This window comes from Alteriqipengyuania halimionae, from assembly GCF_009827575.1.
Classification (GTDB): Bacteria; Pseudomonadota; Alphaproteobacteria; order Sphingomonadales; family Sphingomonadaceae; genus Alteriqipengyuania_A; species Alteriqipengyuania_A halimionae.
This window is the reverse complement of record NZ_WTYR01000001.1, coordinates 481,952-499,976: the sequence shown is the minus strand read 5'-3', so window position 1 is coordinate 499,976 and position 18,025 is coordinate 481,952. Positions and strand designations below refer to the sequence as shown.

Annotated in this window: 18 protein-coding genes and 2 riboswitches; of the genes, 2 read left to right on the top strand and 16 right to left on the bottom strand. The window is 64.1% G+C overall.

Annotation, left to right across the window (positions count from 1 at the left end; all coding sequences use genetic code 11):
* Positions 1–2 precede the first annotated feature (2 nt).
* The 10 genes from gcvPB to GRI68_RS02405 all read right to left on the bottom strand — a co-directional run bounded on the left by gcvPB (position 3) and on the right by GRI68_RS02405 (position 10,734).
* Positions 3–1,604 (bottom strand): aminomethyl-transferring glycine dehydrogenase subunit GcvPB, encoded by a 1,602-nt coding sequence (gcvPB, locus tag GRI68_RS02450; RefSeq protein WP_160615567.1) that lies wholly within the window; start codon positions 1,602–1,604, stop codon positions 3–5.
* Positions 1,601–2,971: an aminomethyl-transferring glycine dehydrogenase subunit GcvPA gene (gene gcvPA, locus GRI68_RS02445; protein WP_160615565.1), complete on the bottom strand. Its 1,371-nt coding sequence runs from the start codon at positions 2,969–2,971 to the stop codon at positions 1,601–1,603. Before gcvPA ends, gcvPB begins: the two co-directional genes overlap by 4 nt.
* A gap of 136 nt (positions 2,972–3,107) precedes the next feature.
* Entirely contained in the window at positions 3,108–3,479 is a 372-nt protein-coding gene (gcvH, locus tag GRI68_RS02440) for a glycine cleavage system protein GcvH (RefSeq protein ID WP_160615562.1), read from the bottom strand.
* Between the two features lie 11 nt (positions 3,480–3,490).
* Positions 3,491–4,627 carry a glycine cleavage system aminomethyltransferase GcvT gene (gene gcvT / locus GRI68_RS02435; RefSeq protein ID WP_325063745.1) on the bottom strand — a complete coding sequence of 379 codons (1,137 nt, stop codon included), beginning with the start codon at positions 4,625–4,627 and terminating at the stop codon, positions 3,491–3,493.
* A 38-nt stretch (positions 4,628–4,665) separates the two neighbouring features.
* A riboswitch (glycine riboswitch) is annotated at positions 4,666–4,767 on the bottom strand.
* Positions 4,768–4,872: riboswitch (glycine riboswitch) on the bottom strand.
* A gap of 51 nt (positions 4,873–4,923) precedes the next feature.
* Positions 4,924–5,610, bottom strand: a complete 687-nt coding sequence (locus tag GRI68_RS02430) for an NAD(P)H-binding protein (protein WP_160615560.1) — start codon at positions 5,608–5,610, stop codon at positions 4,924–4,926.
* Entirely contained in the window at positions 5,603–6,763 is a 1,161-nt protein-coding gene (locus GRI68_RS02425; RefSeq protein ID WP_160615558.1) for a deoxyguanosinetriphosphate triphosphohydrolase, read from the bottom strand. The genes GRI68_RS02430 and GRI68_RS02425 overlap by 8 nt, the downstream gene beginning before the upstream one ends.
* Before the next feature lie 4 nt (positions 6,764–6,767).
* Positions 6,768–7,460: an aspartate/glutamate racemase family protein gene (locus tag GRI68_RS02420; RefSeq protein ID WP_160615556.1), complete on the bottom strand. Its 693-nt coding sequence runs from the start codon at positions 7,458–7,460 to the stop codon at positions 6,768–6,770.
* 87 nt (positions 7,461–7,547) lie between these two features.
* Positions 7,548–8,510, bottom strand: a complete 963-nt coding sequence (locus tag GRI68_RS02415; protein WP_160615553.1) for an alpha/beta fold hydrolase — start codon at positions 8,508–8,510, stop codon at positions 7,548–7,550.
* On the bottom strand, positions 8,507–9,523 hold the full coding sequence (locus GRI68_RS02410) for an SO2930 family diheme c-type cytochrome (protein WP_325063744.1): 1,017 nt from the start codon (positions 9,521–9,523) through the stop codon (positions 8,507–8,509). Before GRI68_RS02410 ends, GRI68_RS02415 begins: the two co-directional genes overlap by 4 nt.
* A complete protein-coding gene (locus GRI68_RS02405; protein WP_160615551.1) occupies positions 9,520–10,734 on the bottom strand; it encodes a parallel beta-helix domain-containing protein in 1,215 nt (404 codons plus the stop codon). Before GRI68_RS02405 ends, GRI68_RS02410 begins: the two co-directional genes overlap by 4 nt.
* 76 nt (positions 10,735–10,810) lie before the next feature.
* Between GRI68_RS02405 and GRI68_RS02400 the strand changes: the two genes are divergently transcribed.
* Positions 10,811–11,242, top strand: a complete 432-nt coding sequence (locus GRI68_RS02400) for a DUF2147 domain-containing protein (protein ID WP_160615549.1) — start codon at positions 10,811–10,813, stop codon at positions 11,240–11,242.
* A 16-nt stretch (positions 11,243–11,258) separates the two neighbouring features.
* On the opposite strand, the gene GRI68_RS02395 is transcribed toward GRI68_RS02400, so the two are convergent.
* The 5 genes from GRI68_RS02395 to GRI68_RS13845 all read right to left on the bottom strand — a co-directional run bounded on the left by GRI68_RS02395 (position 11,259) and on the right by GRI68_RS13845 (position 15,151).
* On the bottom strand, positions 11,259–12,710 hold the full coding sequence (locus GRI68_RS02395; protein ID WP_407643360.1) for an NAD(P)(+) transhydrogenase (Re/Si-specific) subunit beta: 1,452 nt from the start codon (positions 12,708–12,710) through the stop codon (positions 11,259–11,261).
* Between the two features lie 83 nt (positions 12,711–12,793).
* Positions 12,794–13,078 (bottom strand): NAD(P) transhydrogenase subunit alpha, encoded by a 285-nt coding sequence (locus tag GRI68_RS02390; RefSeq protein ID WP_160615547.1) that lies wholly within the window; start codon positions 13,076–13,078, stop codon positions 12,794–12,796.
* A gap of 140 nt (positions 13,079–13,218) precedes the next feature.
* Complete coding sequence (locus tag GRI68_RS02385; RefSeq protein ID WP_160615545.1) at positions 13,219–13,797, bottom strand: fasciclin domain-containing protein; 579 nt, start codon at positions 13,795–13,797, stop codon at positions 13,219–13,221.
* 93 nt (positions 13,798–13,890) lie between these two features.
* Entirely contained in the window at positions 13,891–15,018 is a 1,128-nt protein-coding gene (locus GRI68_RS02380) for a Re/Si-specific NAD(P)(+) transhydrogenase subunit alpha (protein WP_160615543.1), read from the bottom strand.
* 10 nt (positions 15,019–15,028) lie between these two features.
* Positions 15,029–15,151, bottom strand: coding sequence for a hypothetical protein (locus GRI68_RS13845; RefSeq protein ID WP_267902077.1), 123 nt, complete (start codon positions 15,149–15,151; stop codon positions 15,029–15,031).
* 170 nt (positions 15,152–15,321) lie between these two features.
* On the opposite strand from GRI68_RS13845, the gene GRI68_RS02375 reads away from it, so the two are divergent.
* The gene (locus GRI68_RS02375; RefSeq protein WP_160615541.1) at positions 15,322–16,743 is read left to right on the top strand and encodes a sigma-54-dependent transcriptional regulator; all 1,422 of its coding nucleotides are present in this window, start codon (positions 15,322–15,324) and stop codon (positions 16,741–16,743) included.
* Here GRI68_RS02375 and folP read toward each other — a convergent pair.
* Positions 16,740–17,861: a dihydropteroate synthase gene (gene folP / locus GRI68_RS02370; protein WP_160615539.1), complete on the bottom strand. Its 1,122-nt coding sequence runs from the start codon at positions 17,859–17,861 to the stop codon at positions 16,740–16,742. The two genes, GRI68_RS02375 and folP, sit on opposite strands and share 4 nt — an antisense overlap.
* Positions 17,862–18,025: the final 164 nt, after the last annotated feature.

Genomic DNA, 18,025 nt, shown 5'->3' with positions numbered 1-18,025 from the left:
CGCTAGCGGTCTCCCACTTCGCTCGGCGTCGGGATACGCGACACGCCCGGTTCACCCTTCCACACCAGAACCGGCTTCCTCGCCGCTTGCGTCTCGTCGAGGCGGCGGCGCGGTGCGTAATATGGCGCACCATGGAGCGCTTCATCGCCTGCCTTCGCGCGCTCGACCACATGCTGCAAGCTGTCGATCAGGCGATCGAGCCCGTCCTTGCTCTCGGTTTCGGTGGGCTCGATCAGCATCGCACCGTGGACGACCAGCGGGAAATACACCGTCATCGGGTGGAAGCCTTCGTCGATCAGCCCCTTGGCGATATCGAGGGTCGAGAAGCCTTCCGCCAGTCCTTCATCGCAGAACAGCGCCTCGTGCATGCACGGCCCGCTCGCCGCATAGGGCGCATCGAGCGTGGCCTCGAGGCGGCGCAACACGTAGTTCGCATTGAGCACGCTGTCCTCGGCCACCTGGCGCAGTCCGTCCGCCCCATGGCTGAGGATATAGGCGAGCGCACGGGTAAACATGCCCATCTGGCCGTGGAATGCCGCCATCCGGCCGAAGCTCTTCGCGTGGTCGAATGCCTTGAGGCTCTCTTCCTCGACGAGATGAACCGTGCCGTCCTCCATCCGCGCGGTGAAGGGCAGCGGGCCATAGGGAGCCAGGGCTTCGGAAAGCACCACCGGGCCGGAACCAGGCCCGCCCCCGCCATGCGGCGTGGAGAACGTCTTGTGCAGGTTGATGTGCATCGCATCGACACCAAGGTCGCCGGGGCGGACCTTGCCCACGATGGCGTTGAAATTGGCTCCGTCGCAATACACGTAGCCGCCCGCCGCATGCACCGCATCCGAGATCGCCTTCATGTCGCGCTCGAACAGGCCGCACGTGTTGGGATTGGTGATCATCACGCCCGCGACATCGGGACCCAGCCGTTCCTTGAGCTTGTCCAGATCGACGCGACCCTCGCTCGTCGCCGGGATCGCTTCGACCTTGTAGCCCGCAAAGGCGGCGGTGGCGGGATTGGTGCCGTGCGCGCTTTCGGGCACGAGAATGACTTCACGCGCATCGCCCTTCGCTTCGAGTGCGGCGCGGATGCACAGGATCCCGCACAACTCGCCATGCGCACCGGCCTTGGGGCTCATTGCGACGCCATACATGCCGGTCAGCTCGATCAGCCAGAACGCCAACTCGTTGATGACTTCCAGCGCGCCCTGCACCGTATCCACCGGCTGCAGCGGGTGGACATCGGCGAAACCGGGCATCCGCGCGACCTTCTCGTTGAGGCGCGGATTGTGCTTCATGGTGCAGCTCCCCAGCGGGAACGGCCCGAGGTCGATCGCGTAGTTCTGGCGGCTGAGGCGGGTGTAGTGACGCACCGTTTCGGGCTCGCTGAGGCCGGGCAGTTGCGGTGCCTGCTTGCGCGCGAACTTGCCGAGCGCTGGATCGATATCGCCGGCCTCTTCGTCGAAATCGACGCCTGTCGTGGCGCAGCCCGCGAGTTCGAAAATCAGCTTTTCCTCGAGCATCAGCGCGGCATCGCCGCTGCTGGTCGGGGCGGCGATGCCGCTGCCGTCACCCATGGCAGGCTTCCATCCGGATGCATTGGGGGCGTTCATGCCGCTTCTCCTTGCAGGACAGCTTCGAGCGTGGTGGCGAATGCCTCGATATCCTCGGCCGAGCAGGTCTCGGTGACGGCGACGACAAGGCCGTTCGCCAGCGCATCCTCGTCCGGGTAGAGGCGACCCAGCGAAACGCCGCCCAACACACGGCGGTCGGCCAATTCACGCACCGCAACACGCGCGTCTGAAGGCAGGACGAGGGTGAACTCGTTGACGAAGGCGGTGTTGAGTACCGACACCCCTTCGATCTCGCTTAGCCGCTGTGCAGCCAACCGCGCACGTGAATGGTTGATGCGGGCGAGCTTCTCCAGTCCGGTCCCGCCCAGCAGGGTCATGTGAATGCTGAAGGCCAGTGCACAAAGACCTGAATTGGTGCAGATATTCGACGTCGCCTTCTCGCGCCGGATATGCTGTTCGCGGGTCGAGAGCGTCAGCACGAAGCCCCGCTTGCCATCGGCATCGACGGTTTCGCCGCACAGCCGCCCCGGCATCTGGCGAACATACTTTTCGCGGCAACCGAACAGGCCCAGATACGGACCGCCGAAATTGAGACCGACGCCGAGCGATTGCCCTTCGCCCACCACGATATCGGCACCCAGCGCGCCCGGGGCCTCGATCAGGCCAAGTGCGACCGGCTCGGTAACAACCGCCACCAGTAGCGCACCCTTGTCATGCGCCGCCTCGGCAATCTTTGCGAGATCGGGAATACGGCCGAGGATGTCCGGGTACTGCACCACGACGCACGACGTCGTGTCGTCGATTTGCGCAATGATCGCGTCTTCCTCACAGCTCGCGTCGAGATCGGGCGCACCGGCGAACAGTTCGTCCTTGGTGAACTTCGCCATGGTCTGCGCGGTCGAGACGTAATGCGGGTGCAGACCGTGGGCGAGCACCGCACGCGACCGGCGCGTTACGCGGCCCGCCATCGTGATCGCTTCCCAGCAGGCGGTCGATCCGTCGTAGAGCGATGCATTGGCGAGATCGGTACCGAACAGTCGCGCGACCTGAGTCTGGAATTCGAACAGCACCTGCAACGTGCCCTGAGCGATTTCGGGCTGATACGGCGTGTAGGCGGTCAGGAACTCGCCGCGCTGGATCAGGTGATCGACCGAGGCCGGAACGTGGTGCCGATAGGCCCCTGCGCCGAGGAAGAACGGCACGTTACCCGCCGCGATGTTCTTGGCCGCCAGCCGCGCCATGTGGCGTTCGACGGCGAGCTCGCTGGCGTACTTGGGCAATCCCTCGATATCGCCGGTCAGGCGTGCTTCAGCGGGCACGTCGACGAACAGGTCGTCGACGCTGTCCGTGCCGATCACGCCGAGCATCTCGCGGCGGTTGTCGTCGGTCAGTGGCAGGTAACGCATCTTTTTCCCCAATCGCCCCTCCCGCGTGTGGGAAGGAAACGAGACTTGCGCCGCGCGGCGGTATTGATCGCAACGGGGCGAGCCTTGCGGCCCATGCCCACCCCCTGCCCCTCCCGGCTACGGGAGGGGAGTTTCGTCAGAGACCGTCGACGAAGCTCGAATACTTGTCCGCATCCATCAGGCCCGAAAGCTCATCCGGATTGGCGAGGCGGATCTTGAAGAACCAGCCCCCGTCTTCGGCATCGCTGTTGACCAGCTCGGGCTGCTCGTCGAGATCGCCATTGACCTCGATCACCTCGCCCGTGACGGGTGAATAGACGTCGCTCGCGGCCTTGACCGAATCGACCACGCAGGGTGCATCGCCCTTCTTCAGCTGATCGCCCTTTTCCGGCAGTTCGACGAAGGTAATGTCACCCAGCTGGCTCTGCGCGTAATCGGTGATACCGACGGTTCCCATCTCGCCTTCGACATCGATCCACTCATGATCTTCGGTAAAATAGCGGGGCATTCGAATTCTCCTCAGCGGAAATAGCGGTTGGGGACGAAAGGCATCTGCACGACCTTGGCGGAAAGCCGCTTGCCGCGCACATCGATCTCGAGTTCGGTGCCGGTTTCGGCGTGCTGGAGCGCAACGTAACCCATCGCGATCGGATGGCCGAGACTGGGCGCGAAGCCCCCGCTCGTGACCATGCCGACCTGCGTATCGCCCGCCATGATCGCATCGCCTTCGCGCGCGGCACGACGGCCGTCGAGCGCAAGGCCGACGCGCTTGGTTTGCGTTCCGTCAGCGAGTTCGGACTGGACGCGGCTCGCGCCGTGGAAGCCACCTTCGGCGCGGCGGCGTTTGTTGATCCCGAAGACGAGATCGGCTGCGATCGGGCTCGTTTCAGGCGAAAGATCATGACCGTAAAGCGGAAGCCCCGCTTCCAGGCGCAGCGAGTCCCGCGCGCCGAGGCCGATCGGCTTCACTTCCGGTTCGCCGCACAGAAGGTTCGAGATCTCCTCCGCCGCATCGGCAGACAGCGAAATCTCGAACCCGTCTTCGCCGGTATAGCCCGCACGGGCGATGGTGACGTCGTGCCCGGCAAGGGTGAAACGTCCGAACTTCATGAATTTCAGCGACCCAAGATCGTACTCGCCCTTGGCATGACGTGCCAGCGCCGCGTAAGCTTCGGGTCCCTGAAGAGCGAGCAGCGCGCGGTCTTCCAGGTGGTTGAGTGTGATTTCATCGGGCAGGTGCTCGCGCAAATAGGCAATGTCGTCCCACTTGGTCGCGCCATTGACCACGAGATAGAGGTCATTCGGCCAGCGCGAGACCATCAGATCGTCGAGCACGCCGCCATTCTTGTCGAGCAGCAGCGAATAGCGCTGGCTGCCGAGCTTCAAAGTCGACAGATCGATCGGCAGGATCGCTTCGACGGCGGCATCGAGATCGGGGCCGGACAGCAGCAGCTGGCCCATGTGCGACACGTCGAACAGGCCCGCATGCTCGCGCGTCCAGAGATGTTCGGCAATGATGCCTTCATACTGGATCGGCATATGATAGCCGGCGAATTCGACCATCTGCGCGCCCTGCTCGCGATGCCACGCATCGAGCGGCAGCGGCTGCACTTCGATCGTGTCTTCGGTGGTATCTTCGTTCGCTTCGATGCTCACGCGCAAGGCTCCTTCGCGGGGGCATACCCGCTTGAATCAGAGCCCCCTCTGTCATTTGAACCTGAGAGATTACGCCGGGCAGACCCCTGCGCTTACCCCTTCGGTGGCCGCCCGAAAGCGACGCTTTCCAGAGTTCGCATGCGCCCCGCGCGGTCCCTTGCGCCTGAGAGATTCCGGGGCGGTTGCTCCTTCGGCGTCTCTCGGTCCGGTGACCCGAATCGAGAGCTCTCTCCCGCGCGGTTCAGCGATGGCTTGCACTGACCGCAAGCGGACGATGAGTCAACGCGCCCGCGCGCCTAATTCCGGCGAAAACGCCCCGCCTCGCGCCGGATCGATTCGTTGTCATGAACGAATTTTCCGCGCGTTTTAGTCTGCGATAGCTGGAGCATCGCCTCGGCCACACAGGCGGCGGGGATCGAGCGGTATTTGCGCCAGCTCCCGTGCAACAGGAGATTGGTGAGCGGACTTGCCAGAATGCCGAGCCGCTCCATGACCCGGCGATCGCCCTGGCGCGGGCCGGTCAGCAGGCCGGGACGCAGGGTATCTAGCCGGGCAAACCCGATCTGGCCCAGCTCCTGTTCGACCTCGCCTTTGACCCGCAGGTAGAAGCTTTTCGCATGCCGATCGGCCCCGACCGACGACACGACCACCGCGCGCGTCGCCCCGGCTTCGAGCGCGGCTCGCGCGCTGGACAGGACCAGTTCCTGATCCACCGCCCGAAACGCCGCTTCGGACTTGCCCGACTTGTTCCAGGTCGTTCCCAACGCACAGACGAAAACCTGCGGCGCTGTAGCGGCGATGGCGCCGGGCCATTCTTCCGGATCGGCCAGCACCGCTTCCATCCGCGCGCCCGACGGAAAGGCGATCTCGCGTCGGGCGACCGCATTGATCCGCACACTCTCCCGCCCGACGGCAGCGGCCATCAGTTCGGACCCGACCAGTCCCGTGGCGCCAACCAGTGTCAGCCGCACCTGTTCAGACATTCCGCAATCCCTCCGGCACCAACCCGGTGATCCAGGTGTAGGCGTCGATGGCATAGCGATCGGTCATTCCCGCCAGGAAATCGGCAATATGGCGCGCGGCTGCGGCAGGTGGCTCCGGCAGGTCGCGCCAGCCCTTGGCCATCAGCGCCGGATCTTCGGCATAGGCTTCGTAGAGCGATGCGATCACCTGCCGCGCCGTGCGCGCCGCGGCGAGTTGGTCGCGATGGTGGTAGACGTTCTCGTACATGAAATGCTTGAGCGCGCGCTCCTGCGCCGCGACCTCGGGTGAGAAACCGACCAGCTGCCGATCCGCCGCGCGGACTTCGGCGACATCCTTCACGCCCTCGCACCGGCACCGCGTTTCTTCGAGCACGTCGTTGACCATCCAGCCGATCTGGCTGCGGACGAGCTCGCGCTGGCGAAGCTCGACCGGAGCATCGGGAAACCGCTTTTCGATCGCACGCCATCTGTCGGCGACAAAATCGAGGCCCAGCAATTGTTCGATATCGAGAAAGCCTGCGCGCAGACCGTCGTCGATATCATGATTGTCATAGGCAATGTCGTCGCTGATCGCAGCGACCTGCGCTTCGAGCGAGGGCCAGTGTTCCAGTGCCAGCGGGTACGCCTTGTCGAGCGCGGCGAGCGCGGGATCGGGGTCGGCGATCGGTCCATTGTGCTTGGCCAGACCCTCCAGCGTCTCCCAGGTCAGGTTGAGCCCCTTATGCTCGATATAGGGGCTTTCCAGCCGCATCAGCGTGCGCAGGGTCTGCGCGTTGTGATCCCATCCTCCGCACGTGAACAGGGCTTCGTCGAGCGCCTTTTCTCCGGCATGGCCAAACGGTGGGTGACCGATATCGTGCGCGAGGCTCTGCGCTTCGGTCAGATCCTCGTCGAGACCGAAAATGCGCGCGATGGTGCGCGCGATCTGCGCCACCTCGAGGCTATGGGTCAGGCGGACGCGGTAGTGATCCCCGTCAGGCGCGACGAAGACCTGCGTCTTGTGGCGCAGGCGGCGAAACGCGATCGAATGGATGATGCGGTCGCGATCGCGCTGGAACACGGTGCGCGGCCCGCGCTGCAATTGCTCGTCGGCAAGGAATTCGCGTCCGCGCGAACATGCAGGATCGCTGGCGAGATGAGCGAGGTCGCTCATGCGATCAGCCGCCCAGAATCCACTCCGCCCCGGCCTCGCAATGGATCGCGGTGCTGTCGAAGATCGGCATGATGTTGGCATCGACGTCGACAATCATTTCCAACTCTGTGCTGGCGAGGATGATCGCATTGGCGCCGCGCCGTTCGAGATTGGTGATGATCGTCTTCATGTCGCGCATCGAGTCTCGCGTGGCCTTGCCGACCATCAGTTCGGTGTCGATGATCTCGTCGATCTCTGCGACGACCGCTTCATCCGGTTCCAGCAGCTCCACGCCGTTCTCGATCAACCGGTTGCGATAGAAATTTCCGGTCATGACGTGCCGCGTACCGAGCACCGCGGCCGGGCCATCGACATCGGCTTTGACCCGTTCGGCGATTTCGTCGGCGACGTGGATCACCGGGATGTCGACCGCGTCCTGCACGTCTTCGTAAACCCGGTGCACCGAGTTCGCCGCGATCAACAGCGCCGTCGCGCCCGCCTGCTCGAGACGCTTGGCAGAGGGCGCGATGACATTGGCCAGCGTTTCCCAATCGGCATCCCGCGTCGCCTGCCGGGCAATCTGGAAATCGAGGCTTTCGATCAGCAACGGAGCGCTATGGTCCGTCCCGCGCGCTTTCTGCACGCGGCGATTGAGCTGCTCGTAATACATCCGGCTGGAATACCAGCTCATTCCCCCGATCAGTCCCAGTTTGCGCACGCCAGTCTCCGTTACCCGTATGTGCTTGCCCTAGACAGCAAAACGGCGCCGCGTCCAGCGCGTGGCGCTCGCACATGCACAACGCTGCTACGAGACAGGTTCCTGCGGGCCGAGCGTTTTCAACCAGCGGGTGAGATCGTCCAGGGACCGGGCGGGCGCTTCTTCCATCGGAAGGTGGCCGATCCCCGGATAGATCGCGAGCGTGCTGCGCGACAGGTGTGTGCCGTACCAACGGGCAGCTTCCACCGGGATCAGCGCGTCCTCTTCTCCCCACATCACAAGCGTCGGGATGTCGAGCGACGCGATATCCTCTGCGGTAAAGGCACGCCGCTCAGTCGAAAACCGAGCACGGGTGGCATCGCGATTGCCCGGATAGCGCGTGAGCTCCCAATAACGATCGACCGCTTCAGGCGTCACCACCGCCTGGTTCGACACACTTTGCGACAGGCTCTTTTCGACCAGCGAGCGCGGCAGCATTTGGCTCAGCACGGCCCCCAATCCGGGCAAACGTGCCAAGGTAAAAGCAAGGTTTCCGCCGCCCTCGCGCTCGATCGGAGCGCCGGCCGCGTCGACCAGTACCAGCCCATCCAGCCGCTCCGGATGTTCGATCGCATAGCCCGCCGCGATCCAGCCGCCCATCGAATTGCCGCCGAGCACGAACCGGTCGAGACCGAGCGCATCGGCCACTGCGTCGACATCGCCGACGAAGGCCTCAAGCGCATAGATATCGCCAGTGCCCGGTCCCGTCAGCCCATGCCCGCGCTGGTCGAACCGTATGACGCGATACCGTTCGCGCAGGGCCTCGACCCATGGCTGCCACGTATGGAGATCGGCGTTGGAGCCGTGCAGCAGGACGATTGCAGGTGCATCGCGCGGCCCTTCGTCGCGCAGATGCACGGTCATTCCATTGTCGAGCGTGACGAATTGCGATGGCGCGCCGCCATATTTGGCGCGCATGTCCCCAGGATCGGTATCGGGCGTGCGGAAAACGAGAAAGCCGATCACCCCCAACACGACCACCGCGCCGAGGATGCGCCAGACCCACTTCATCGGCCGGTTTCCGTCCCGATCCATTCCTCGACGACGGCCACGCCTTCCTTGTGGACGGTCGCGCGGCCGATTTCGGGCATGGCGATGCCGGGGTCGACGCTTTTCATCCGGTGAATGAGGATCGATTGCGACGGCTTGCCCGGGTCCACTACATATTCGAACCCGCCACTTGCCCGTCCCGCCGCCACGGGACGCTTGCGCCATCCGCTGACCGCATAAGGACCGAGCGCTTCGTCGTAGTAGAGTCCGCTATTGCTAGCCGCCCCTTCGCGGCTGTGGCAGTGCGCGCAATTGGCGCGGAGATAGGAACCCGCGCGGGCCGCGATCGGCGCGTCCGGATCGTCCCACCGCGCGCTTGGGCTCAAGGTGTTGGGCGGAAACGAGGTCCGCTCGGCGACCCGCTCACGATCGCCTTCGCGTGGGAAGACCATCTCCTGCCAAACCGGACCGATCGGCGCGATTACGCCGTTGCGACTGTGGCATTGCTTGCACTGGTTCTTGTTCGGCACGGCGTAGCTGATCCGGTGCGCTTCGCCCGAAGGATCCGTGAAGGCCACCGGGATCCGCGTGCCCGCGACTTTCAGCGCCGCGTCGCTGTGATCCTGGTTCCAGACATAGGGCAGCGCGAGCCAGCCATCCTCGCGCCGCAGCAGGACACGTGTTTCGATCACGTCGAGCGTGCCGCCCTCGCCGTCATAGCCGAAACTCTTGATCAGCGCCGTCCCGACCGGAAAATCGACCCGCCCGTCCGGACCGACCGTCAATCGCGCGCCGTCCGGCAAATGGATGAAACGATGCTTCTCCGCATAGTCGGAGAACAACGGATTGCGCAGCGCGTAGGGGATCAGCGTTTCGGCAGGGTGATCGGGTCCGCCGAGGAAAAATCCGTAATCGGAAAGCGAGCGCGGCATGCCTTCGAGGACGGCAGCCTGATCGACAGGCGCTGGCCGAGGCGCAGCAACCGCTGCGGTCGCCAGCGCCAGCGAGGCCGCGAGGGCAAGCCGTGCGATCACTTCAGCCGCGCCTCCAGTTCTGCCGGCGCACCCCAATCATCGATATTCCATCCCTGCCCATAGGCTGGCGCATCGAGCGGGCCGGGCTGCGCTTCCTCGAGCCGCTGCCCCTGACGCTGAAGATTGAGAGTCCAGCCCGCATAGTCGGGATGCACCATCAGGGCCGTCCGGTCGCCGCCCTCGCTCAAGCCGTCCCAAAGGATCGGCGGGAGCTTGCCGCCAAACGCCGCAGCGAGCATTTCACCACCCTCGATATCCGGATTATCGCTGCCTTCACCGAGCGTATTCGTGGCGACGACGACATCGCGCGGATAGGGATTGTAATCCGGATCGTCGAAGCTCAGCGGATAGGCGATCACCATCACTTCGGCGGTCGCATTGTCGGTCAGGACATTGTCCTGCAGCCAGACATTCTCGTTCGCCATCACCATCACCCCGGTGCCGCGCCGGACACTGGCGACGATATTGCCCTCGGGCGCGAAATTGTCGGTATCGTTGGCGATCACGAGGTTGTTGCGGATCAGCACATTGCCCCCGCCCATCACCGGCAGATTGGGCAGGTCGAACACCAGGATGCCTCCGGTATTGCGGGTAACGAAATTGCCTTCGACGATGGCATCGCGGCTGTTCTCGATTTCGATCCCCGCCACGTTTTCGCTCGCGACCGAGTTGCGCACGGTGATCTTCGACGACTGCCCGACATAGATACCCGCATCCGACGCGCCCGAGACTTCGCTCGCATCGACCAGCACGCCGGTACTTTCGACTGGGTAGATACCGTAGGCGCCGTTTGTCGCCGCCGGCCCGCCGGTCCACGTCACGCGGATGCGGTAATAGACGATATTGTCGGCATCCTTCGATTTGATCCCGTCGCCCTTCGGGTTCTCGACCGCGAAATCGCGCAGGGTGACGTCGTCGGAGGTGACCAGCAGCCCTTCTCCTGCCGCCTGCTGGGTGGAGAAATCGAGGATTGTCGCCGCCGGTCCGGCTCCCCGCACGGTCACCCCGTCGACATCGAGGCTGAGCCCGTCGGTCAGCGCATAGCGCCCCGCGTCGAGCAACACTTCGTCACCGGGTTCGGCCAGGATCAGCGCTTCCTGCAATCGCTCCTGCGCGCCCTCTCCCGGCGAGACGCGATGCGTTTCGGCCAGTGCGGGCGTGGCAGCGACAAGCGCGGTGAGCGCGGCGGCGGCGAATAGCGATTTGTGCATGGACCTCTCCCAAGGTTTTCATTTGCAATGCAACTTATCACGTGCCTTGCACGATTAGGCAAGTTACGGTGTGGGAATGAAGACGATCACTGCTGCATTCGCATTGGCTGCACCGCTCGCCCTCGTCGGCACTGCCGCCCCTTCCACCGCTTCCGCCCCGGCTGAATCAATCACGGGCGACTGGAAACTGGCCGACAGGCGGAGCGTGGTCCGTATCTATCGCTGCGGCGACGCAATGTGCGGCAAGATCCAGCGCATCCTCGTGGCCCAACCCGCCGGCGGTGCGCGCGACACCAAGAATCCCGACGCGTCCAAGCGCGATCGCAAGCTGGTGGGCCTGACCGTGTTCTGGAACCTCAAGCCGAGCGGAAATGCCTACAAGGGCAAGGGCTACAATCCCGATGACGGTCGCTACTTCAATGCGAAGTTCGACCGCAAGGGCAGCCAGTTGCGGCTCAAAGGCTGCGTTTCGATCATCTGCCGCACGCAAATGCTGACCAGGGCGTAGGCAATCCCGGGCCGCCTTAGTCGAGCGCCTTGACGATTTCCTCGACCATCTTCTTGGCGTCGGACAGCAGCATCATCGTCTGGTCCATGTAGAACACGTCATTGTCGACGCCGGCATAGCCCACCCCATTCATGCTGCGCTTGATGAAGAACACCTGCTTGGCCGCACCAACATCGAAAACCGGCATGCCGTAGATGGGCGAGGATTTATCGGTCTTCGCCGCCGGATTGACCACATCGTTGGCACCGATGATGAAGGCTACATCGGCCTGCGCGAATTCGCTGTTGATGTCCTCCAGCTCGAACACCTCGTCATAGGGCACGTTGGCTTCGGCCAGCAGCACGTTCATGTGCCCCGGCATGCGTCCGGCGACGGGGTGGATCGCGTATTTCACCTCGACGCCCTTCTCTTTCAGGACATCGGCCATTTCGCGCAACGCGTGCTGCGCCTGGGCAACCGCCATACCGTAGCCGGGGATGATGATGACCTTCTCCGCCTGTTCGAGCATGAAAGCCGCATCATCGGCGCTGCCCTGCTTGTAGGGCCGCTGCTCGCGCGCTTCGCCGCCGCCCGCCGCACTGTCGTCGGCACCGAAACCACCCGCGATCACCGAGAGGAAGCTGCGGTTCATCGCGCGGCACATGATGTAGCTGAGGATCGCGCCGGACGACCCGACCAGCGCGCCGGTGATGATCATCGCGGTGTTGCCCAGTGTGAAGCCCATCGCCGCCGCCGCCCAGCCCGAGTAACTGTTCAGCATTGACACCACGACCGGCATGTCCGCCCCGCCGATGGGGATGATCAGCAGGAAGCCGATGGCGAAAGCAGCGATCGTCAAGGCGATGATGAAAGGCAGGTTCGCTTCCGCACCCGGCGTATGCGCGAACATCCCCACCAAGACGAGAATTGCGACCAGCGTGCCGAGATTGATGACGTGGCGCGCGGGCAACAGGATCGGCGAACCGCTCATCCTCCCGGAGAGCTTGAGGAAGGCGATGACCGAGCCCGAAAAGGTGATTGCGCCAATCGCGATGCCGAGGCCCATCTCGACTTTGCTGGTCGGATCGATCGCACCCCCGGCATCGAGCAGGCCGAACGCCGCTGGGTTGAGGTAGGCCGCCCAGCCCACCAGCACAGCGGCGAGGCCGACGAGGCTGTGGAATGCGGCGACCAGTTCAGGCATCGCCGTCATCGCGATGCGGCGGGCAATAACGAACCCGATGGCACCGCCGAGCACAATCGCGGCGAGAATTTCGGGCAGCGAAGCGATCTCATGCGTCACCAGTGTAGTGATCACCGCAATGAGCATCCCCGCCATGCCGAAGCGGTTGCCCGTCTGGCTGGTCGAGGGGCTGGAGAGCCCGCGCAGCGCGAGGATGAAGAACACGCCCGATATGAGGTAGGCCAACGCGACCCACGGGTTCACGGGACCGTGCGATGTGGCCACCTCTGCGGTCTGCATCGCCATCTGGTCATAGGTCATCGGATTTGTGGAACTGCAATCGTCGCGAATACATTCGGCAACTGGCGCAGCAGCGAGGAGAGAAAACATCACTTCTTCTCCTTCTTCTTGTACATCGCCAGCATTCGCGCCGTGACCGCGAAGCCGCCGAAGATATTGATGCTGGCGAGCACGATGCCGAGTAGCCCCAGCCACTTGGCCCCCGGCACGTCGGCCGCCGCCGCCGCGATCAGCGCGCCGACGATGATCACGCTGGAAATCGCATTGGTCACCGCCATCAGCGGCGTGTGCAGCGCGGGCGTGACCGACCACACGACATAATAGCCGACGAAACACGCCAGCACGAAAATCGACAGGATCGAAATGAAGTCCACGTGCTCTCCCCTCGCTCGAACGCAGGGATTTATGACAAGCCGTTGTCCGCCTGTCGAGCGTAGACGCAAAAGGGGACCGCTCGCCAGAAAGGGGGTAGGTAGCGAACGGTCCCCGCAATGCCCCGGGAATGGGGCAAACTTTACATGGCGGGCATGAGCACGCCGTTGACGACATGGATCACGCCGTTCGATTGCATCACGTCAGCCTGTGTAACCCATGCCGAACTGCCGTTCTGCCCCATGATCATCACGTTGCCGTCCTTCAGCGTGAAGGTAAGCTGACCGCCCTCGACGGTGGTTACCATCGCTTTGCCGCCGCCTTCACGGATCAGCTTCACGAGGTCCGCCGAGGTGACGCTACCGGGCACCACGTGGTAAGTCAGCACTTTCTGCAGCAGCGGACGGTTCTCATCCATCATAACCGCGTTCAGCGTGGCTTGCGGCACGCGCGAGAAAGCTTCGTCGGTCGGGGCGAATACTGTGAATGGGCCGGGGCCCATCAGCGTATCGACCAACTGGGCCTGCTTCACGGCGGCGACAAGCGTGGTGTGGATCGGGCTCTCCATCGCGTTTTCGACGATGTTCTTGCTGGCATACATGGCGGCGCCATCGACATAGGCGACATCGTCATCCATCATGTCACCATCCATCGACATACAGCCGGTCGTGGCCATGCTGAGGGCGATGGCGGCTCCGGCGATCTTGATCGTATTACGCATGATAATCTCTCTCCTGTTGCGTTTGCAGGAGGAGATACGGGAGGCGATTGAATTCAGATGCGCGCTTCGTCGCGTGCCCAGACCGGACTGGCGCTAGAGACTCTCGTTCACCACTTCTCCGCCCTGCGTCAGTCGCACGGCGTCGCCGATTTCCTCGTCGAGCACGGGTCTGCCCTGCTCCGCGTCCCAGAAGGCCGATAGGAAGTTGTACAGATTGCGCGAATAGAGCGCGCTGGCATCGGCAGCGAGCTCGCCCGCCGTATTGGAGAAGCCGATGATGGTCACGCCGTGCTTTTCCACGACTTCATCGGGCGCGCTGCCTTCGACATTGCCGCCCTGAACGACCGCGAGATCGCAGATCACGCTACCGGGCTTCATGCTGGCGATCTGCGCGTCGCTAATCAGCTTGGGCGCGGGCCGGCCGGGAATCAGCGCGGTGGTGATAACGATATCCTGTTTGGCAATATGATCGCTGACAAGTTCGGCTTGGGCGGCTTTATATTCGTCGCTCATTTCGGTGGCGTAACCGCCCGAGCCTTCGCCCTCGATCCCTTCGACACTCTCGACGAATATCGGCTTCGCACCCAGCGACTTGATTTGTTCCTTGGTGGCTGATCGAACATCGGTCGCCGAGACCTGCGCGCCCAGCCGCTTGGCCGTCGCGATCGCCTGCAGCCCCGCCACGCCCACGCCCATCACGAACACCTTGGCCGGGCTGACCGTGCCCGCCGCCGTCATCATCATCGGAAACGCGCGGCCGAAGGTGTCGGCCGAATGAATCACCGCCTTGTACCCGGCGAGGTTCGACTGGCTCGACAGCACGTCCATCGATTGCGCTCGGGTGATGCGCGGCATGAATTCCATCGCCAACGCTTCGAGCCCGGCCTTGGCATAAGCTTCCACCCGCTCGGTGCGCTGGAAGGGATCGTGCATGGCGACGATCCACGCGCCAGCCTTCGCACCCTTCAATGCTGCCGGATCGGGCGCGCGCACGGCAAGCACGATATCTGCGCCGTCGAGCACTTCGAGCCGTGTGCCGACCTTGGCGCCGGCTTCGCGATAAGCCTCGTCCGACTGGCGCGCCCCATCGCCCGCGCCCTGTTCGACCGCGAGTTCAGCCCCCAGCTTGGCGAATTTCCCGACTGTTTCGGGCGTGGCCGCGACCCTGCGCTCGCCCTCCTCAGTCTCATTGAGAACGGCGATGCGGATCGTTTCGGCCATGCGGTGAGACTCAGTCGGCGATCAGAAGGACGACGAAGAGCACGATCAGCGCAATGACCGGCACTGCCCATTTGAGCAGACCGATGAAGCGGTCATAGGTGGATGTGGCGCTCTTCATATCGACTTTGGCCATGCGGCGGTGTTCCCTTGAATTTGTTTCGCAATCCCTATCGCGCCCATCGCGCTTGCTCAAGCCCATCCCTCGCGCCTCGAATGCACAATTCACCTGTCACTTAATGGCAAATTTACGCATTCACGCTATGAATCGTCCCGCACAGGGACAGTTTGAAGGCATTCCGCAGCATGGAACACGAAGATTCGCGACTGTTGATGATCATCGATCGCGACTGCAACCAGGCCCAGAGCGTTGCAAAGCAGGCCTCGCGCGAAGGTTGGCGAACGGTTTGTGTCGAGGATGCCGAGAGTGCCATTGCCACCCTGGGCACGCAGGAAGGCATGCAGCTTTCGGCGATCGTTCTCGATCAATCGGTCCCGGGTGACGATGTCTGCGAGCTGATCGCCGAGATGAAGACCCGCCGCCCCGCTTTGCCGATCATGATGTTGACAGCGAACACGTCGCCTCTGCTCGCGGTCGAGGCAATGCGCGCGGGGGCGAGCGACTATCTGGTCAAGCCCGTCGCGCCGGAAAAGGTGATGCAGGCGGTAAACGGCGCGACGCGGCGCGGCAGCCCGCAGAACGAGCTCGCTCCGTTGACCGAGAAGATCAAGGCGAGGGGCGACTTTGATTCGATGATCGGCGCCGCCCCCGCATTCCGCAATGCACTGGCCGTCGCGGCCAAGGCGGCGCGCGGGCACGGCTACGTCCTGATCGAAGGCGAGAACGGCACCGGCAAGGAAATGCTGGTGCGCGCGATGCAGGCCGCATCGCCGCGCGCGAAGGGGCCGTTCAAGCTCATCGATGTCGCCGATCTTTCCGCCAGCGCGATCGATTCGGCGCTGTTCGGGCATGAGAAAGGCGCTTTTGCCGGGGCGTTCGACAATCAGACCGGCGCGCTCCAGAATTGCGACGGCGGTACGCTCGCGCTCGATTCGATCGATCGCCTGCCGCTCGCCACGCAGGAACGGCTGGCCGAAGTCATCGAAAGCAAGACCGTGCGCCCGCTCGGCGCCACCTACGGCTTCCGTATCGACACGCGCATCCTCGCCTGCTGCGACAGCAAGCTCGAAGGGCTGGTCGAGGCCGGCCTGTTCAGCGAAGCCCTCTACGGCCAGCTTTCCGCGACCCGCATCGACGTGCCGCCCTTGCGAGAGCGAGCGACAGACATCGCCGCGCTGTCGCGCCATTTCCTCGCCCAGATCGCCGAGCAACCAGGCTTGCGCCAGCTCGGTATCACCGACGGCGCGATCGCCCTGCTCGCCGCGTTCGACTGGCCGGGCAATGTCCGCCAGCTCCAGGCCGTGTTGTTCCGCGCCGCCGTCTTCACCGAAGGCGATGCGCTGACCAGCGAGGACTTCCCCCAGCTATCGAGCATGGTGGTGCCCGATCGCGGTTCGAGCGGCAGCCGCCAGTCCGAGAGCGCGGGCGTGATGCTCTACGCCGAGGACGGCAATCTGCGCCCGCTCGAGGAGATCGAGGCCGACGTCATCCGCCTCGCCATCGGCCACTACCGCGGCCGCATGACCGAAGTGGCCCGCCGCCTCGGGATCGGGCGCTCCACGCTCTACCGCAAGCTCTCCGATCTAGGCATCGACAACGCGGCCTAGCCCGGCAGCTCCGCGAAGTCCGTCAGCGCGGCGTCGCGCAAACCGCGCCAGACGTTGCGCGCCTGCACCGTTTCGGCAACGTCGTGGACGCGCAGGAGCTGGTAGCCCGCCTCCATGCCTTTCATCGCCAGCGCGATGCTGCCGCCGAGGCGTTCGTGCGCGCGCGCTTCGTTCGAGAGCGCACCGATCATCCGTTTGCGGCTCACGCCCAGCATCAGCGGGTGGCCGAGCGCGTGGAACAGCGGGAGCGCGTTGATCAGCGCCAGGTTCTCGGCCAGCGACTTGCCGAAGCCGATGCCGGGATCGAGCAGGATCCTGCCCGCCGCGATTCCCGCCGCCAGCGCCGCATCGCGCCGTTCCTTCAACCCATCGAACACGTCGAGCACGACATTGCCGTAATCCGCGTCCTCGTGCGGGTTCGGCCCGTCGCCCGGCGCGTGCATCAGGATCACCGGCACACCGCGATCCGCCACGAACTCGAGCGCGCGCGGATCGTGGCGCAGGGCGGATACGTCGTTCACCACATGTGCCCCTGCCTGAAGCGCGGCTTCCATCACGCCGACCTTGCGCGTGTCGACACTGATCGCCGCGCCCATCCCGGATACAGTTTCGACCGCGGGGACGACCCGCGCAATCTCGTCGCCTTCCCACACTTCGCGCGCATCGGGCCGCGTGCTTTCGCCGCCGATATCGATCATCGCCGCCCCGCCCTCGCACATCGCGGCGGCTTGGGTGCGCATCGCGTCGGGATCATCCATGAACGCCCCGCCATCGGAGAAGCTGTCGGGCGTGACGTTGAGGATGCCGACCACTTGCGGCTGGTCCATCCGCACCGTCCGCGCGCCCATTTCGAGCGGCGGATGCGCGAGGGTGAGATTACCCCATTGCGCTTCGGCCTCTGCAGCCAGGTCGTCGGGCAGCGCGCCGAGCACATCTGGCATCGCCTCGACGCCGCACCGTGTGCGCGACACCACACGCCCCCCGTCCTCGGCGCTGTCGCGCACGATCACTGCGAAGCGCGAGGCATAGACCATCCCCCCCGCGAGCCGGATCGCCTCCCCCTCCTCGCTTTGCGGCGAGGCCGCGAGCGCGGTCGGGCGGATGTAGACGGCGCTCATCGTTCAGCCTCGTAGGCGGGAAGCTGAACCATGGACCGGGTGTTACACAGTCCTGAGGAAGGAATCTTCGGGGCGAGATAAAGCGCGTTCATGCACCCTTCGTAGCGCGGACGGCGACAGTAGGACAGAGCCACCGCTGCCCGACCTGGCCCGAAAAGCGGCTC

Coding starts and splice junctions, on each gene's coding strand:
- gcvPB (WP_160615567.1), bottom strand. CDS start 1,604: ATGAACGCCCCCAATGCATCCGGATGGAAGCCTGCCATGGGTGACGGC.
- gcvPA (WP_160615565.1), bottom strand. CDS start 2,971: ATGCGTTACCTGCCACTGACCGACGACAACCGCCGCGAGATGCTCGGC.
- gcvH (WP_160615562.1), bottom strand. CDS start 3,479: ATGCCCCGCTATTTTACCGAAGATCATGAGTGGATCGATGTCGAAGGC.
- GRI68_RS02430 (WP_160615560.1), bottom strand. CDS start 5,610: ATGTCTGAACAGGTGCGGCTGACACTGGTTGGCGCCACGGGACTGGTC.
- GRI68_RS02425 (WP_160615558.1), bottom strand. CDS start 6,763: ATGAGCGACCTCGCTCATCTCGCCAGCGATCCTGCATGTTCGCGCGGA.
- GRI68_RS02415 (WP_160615553.1), bottom strand. CDS start 8,510: ATGAAGTGGGTCTGGCGCATCCTCGGCGCGGTGGTCGTGTTGGGGGTG.
- GRI68_RS02405 (WP_160615551.1), bottom strand. CDS start 10,734: ATGCACAAATCGCTATTCGCCGCCGCCGCGCTCACCGCGCTTGTCGCT.
- GRI68_RS02400 (WP_160615549.1), top strand. CDS start 10,811: ATGAAGACGATCACTGCTGCATTCGCATTGGCTGCACCGCTCGCCCTC.
- GRI68_RS02395 (WP_407643360.1), bottom strand. CDS start 12,710: ATGGCGATGCAGACCGCAGAGGTGGCCACATCGCACGGTCCCGTGAAC.
- GRI68_RS02385 (WP_160615545.1), bottom strand. CDS start 13,797: ATGCGTAATACGATCAAGATCGCCGGAGCCGCCATCGCCCTCAGCATG.
- GRI68_RS02380 (WP_160615543.1), bottom strand. CDS start 15,018: ATGGCCGAAACGATCCGCATCGCCGTTCTCAATGAGACTGAGGAGGGC.
- GRI68_RS13845 (WP_267902077.1), bottom strand. CDS start 15,151: ATGGCCAAAGTCGATATGAAGAGCGCCACATCCACCTATGACCGCTTC.
- GRI68_RS02375 (WP_160615541.1), top strand. CDS start 15,322: ATGGAACACGAAGATTCGCGACTGTTGATGATCATCGATCGCGACTGC.
- folP (WP_160615539.1), bottom strand. CDS start 17,861: ATGAGCGCCGTCTACATCCGCCCGACCGCGCTCGCGGCCTCGCCGCAA.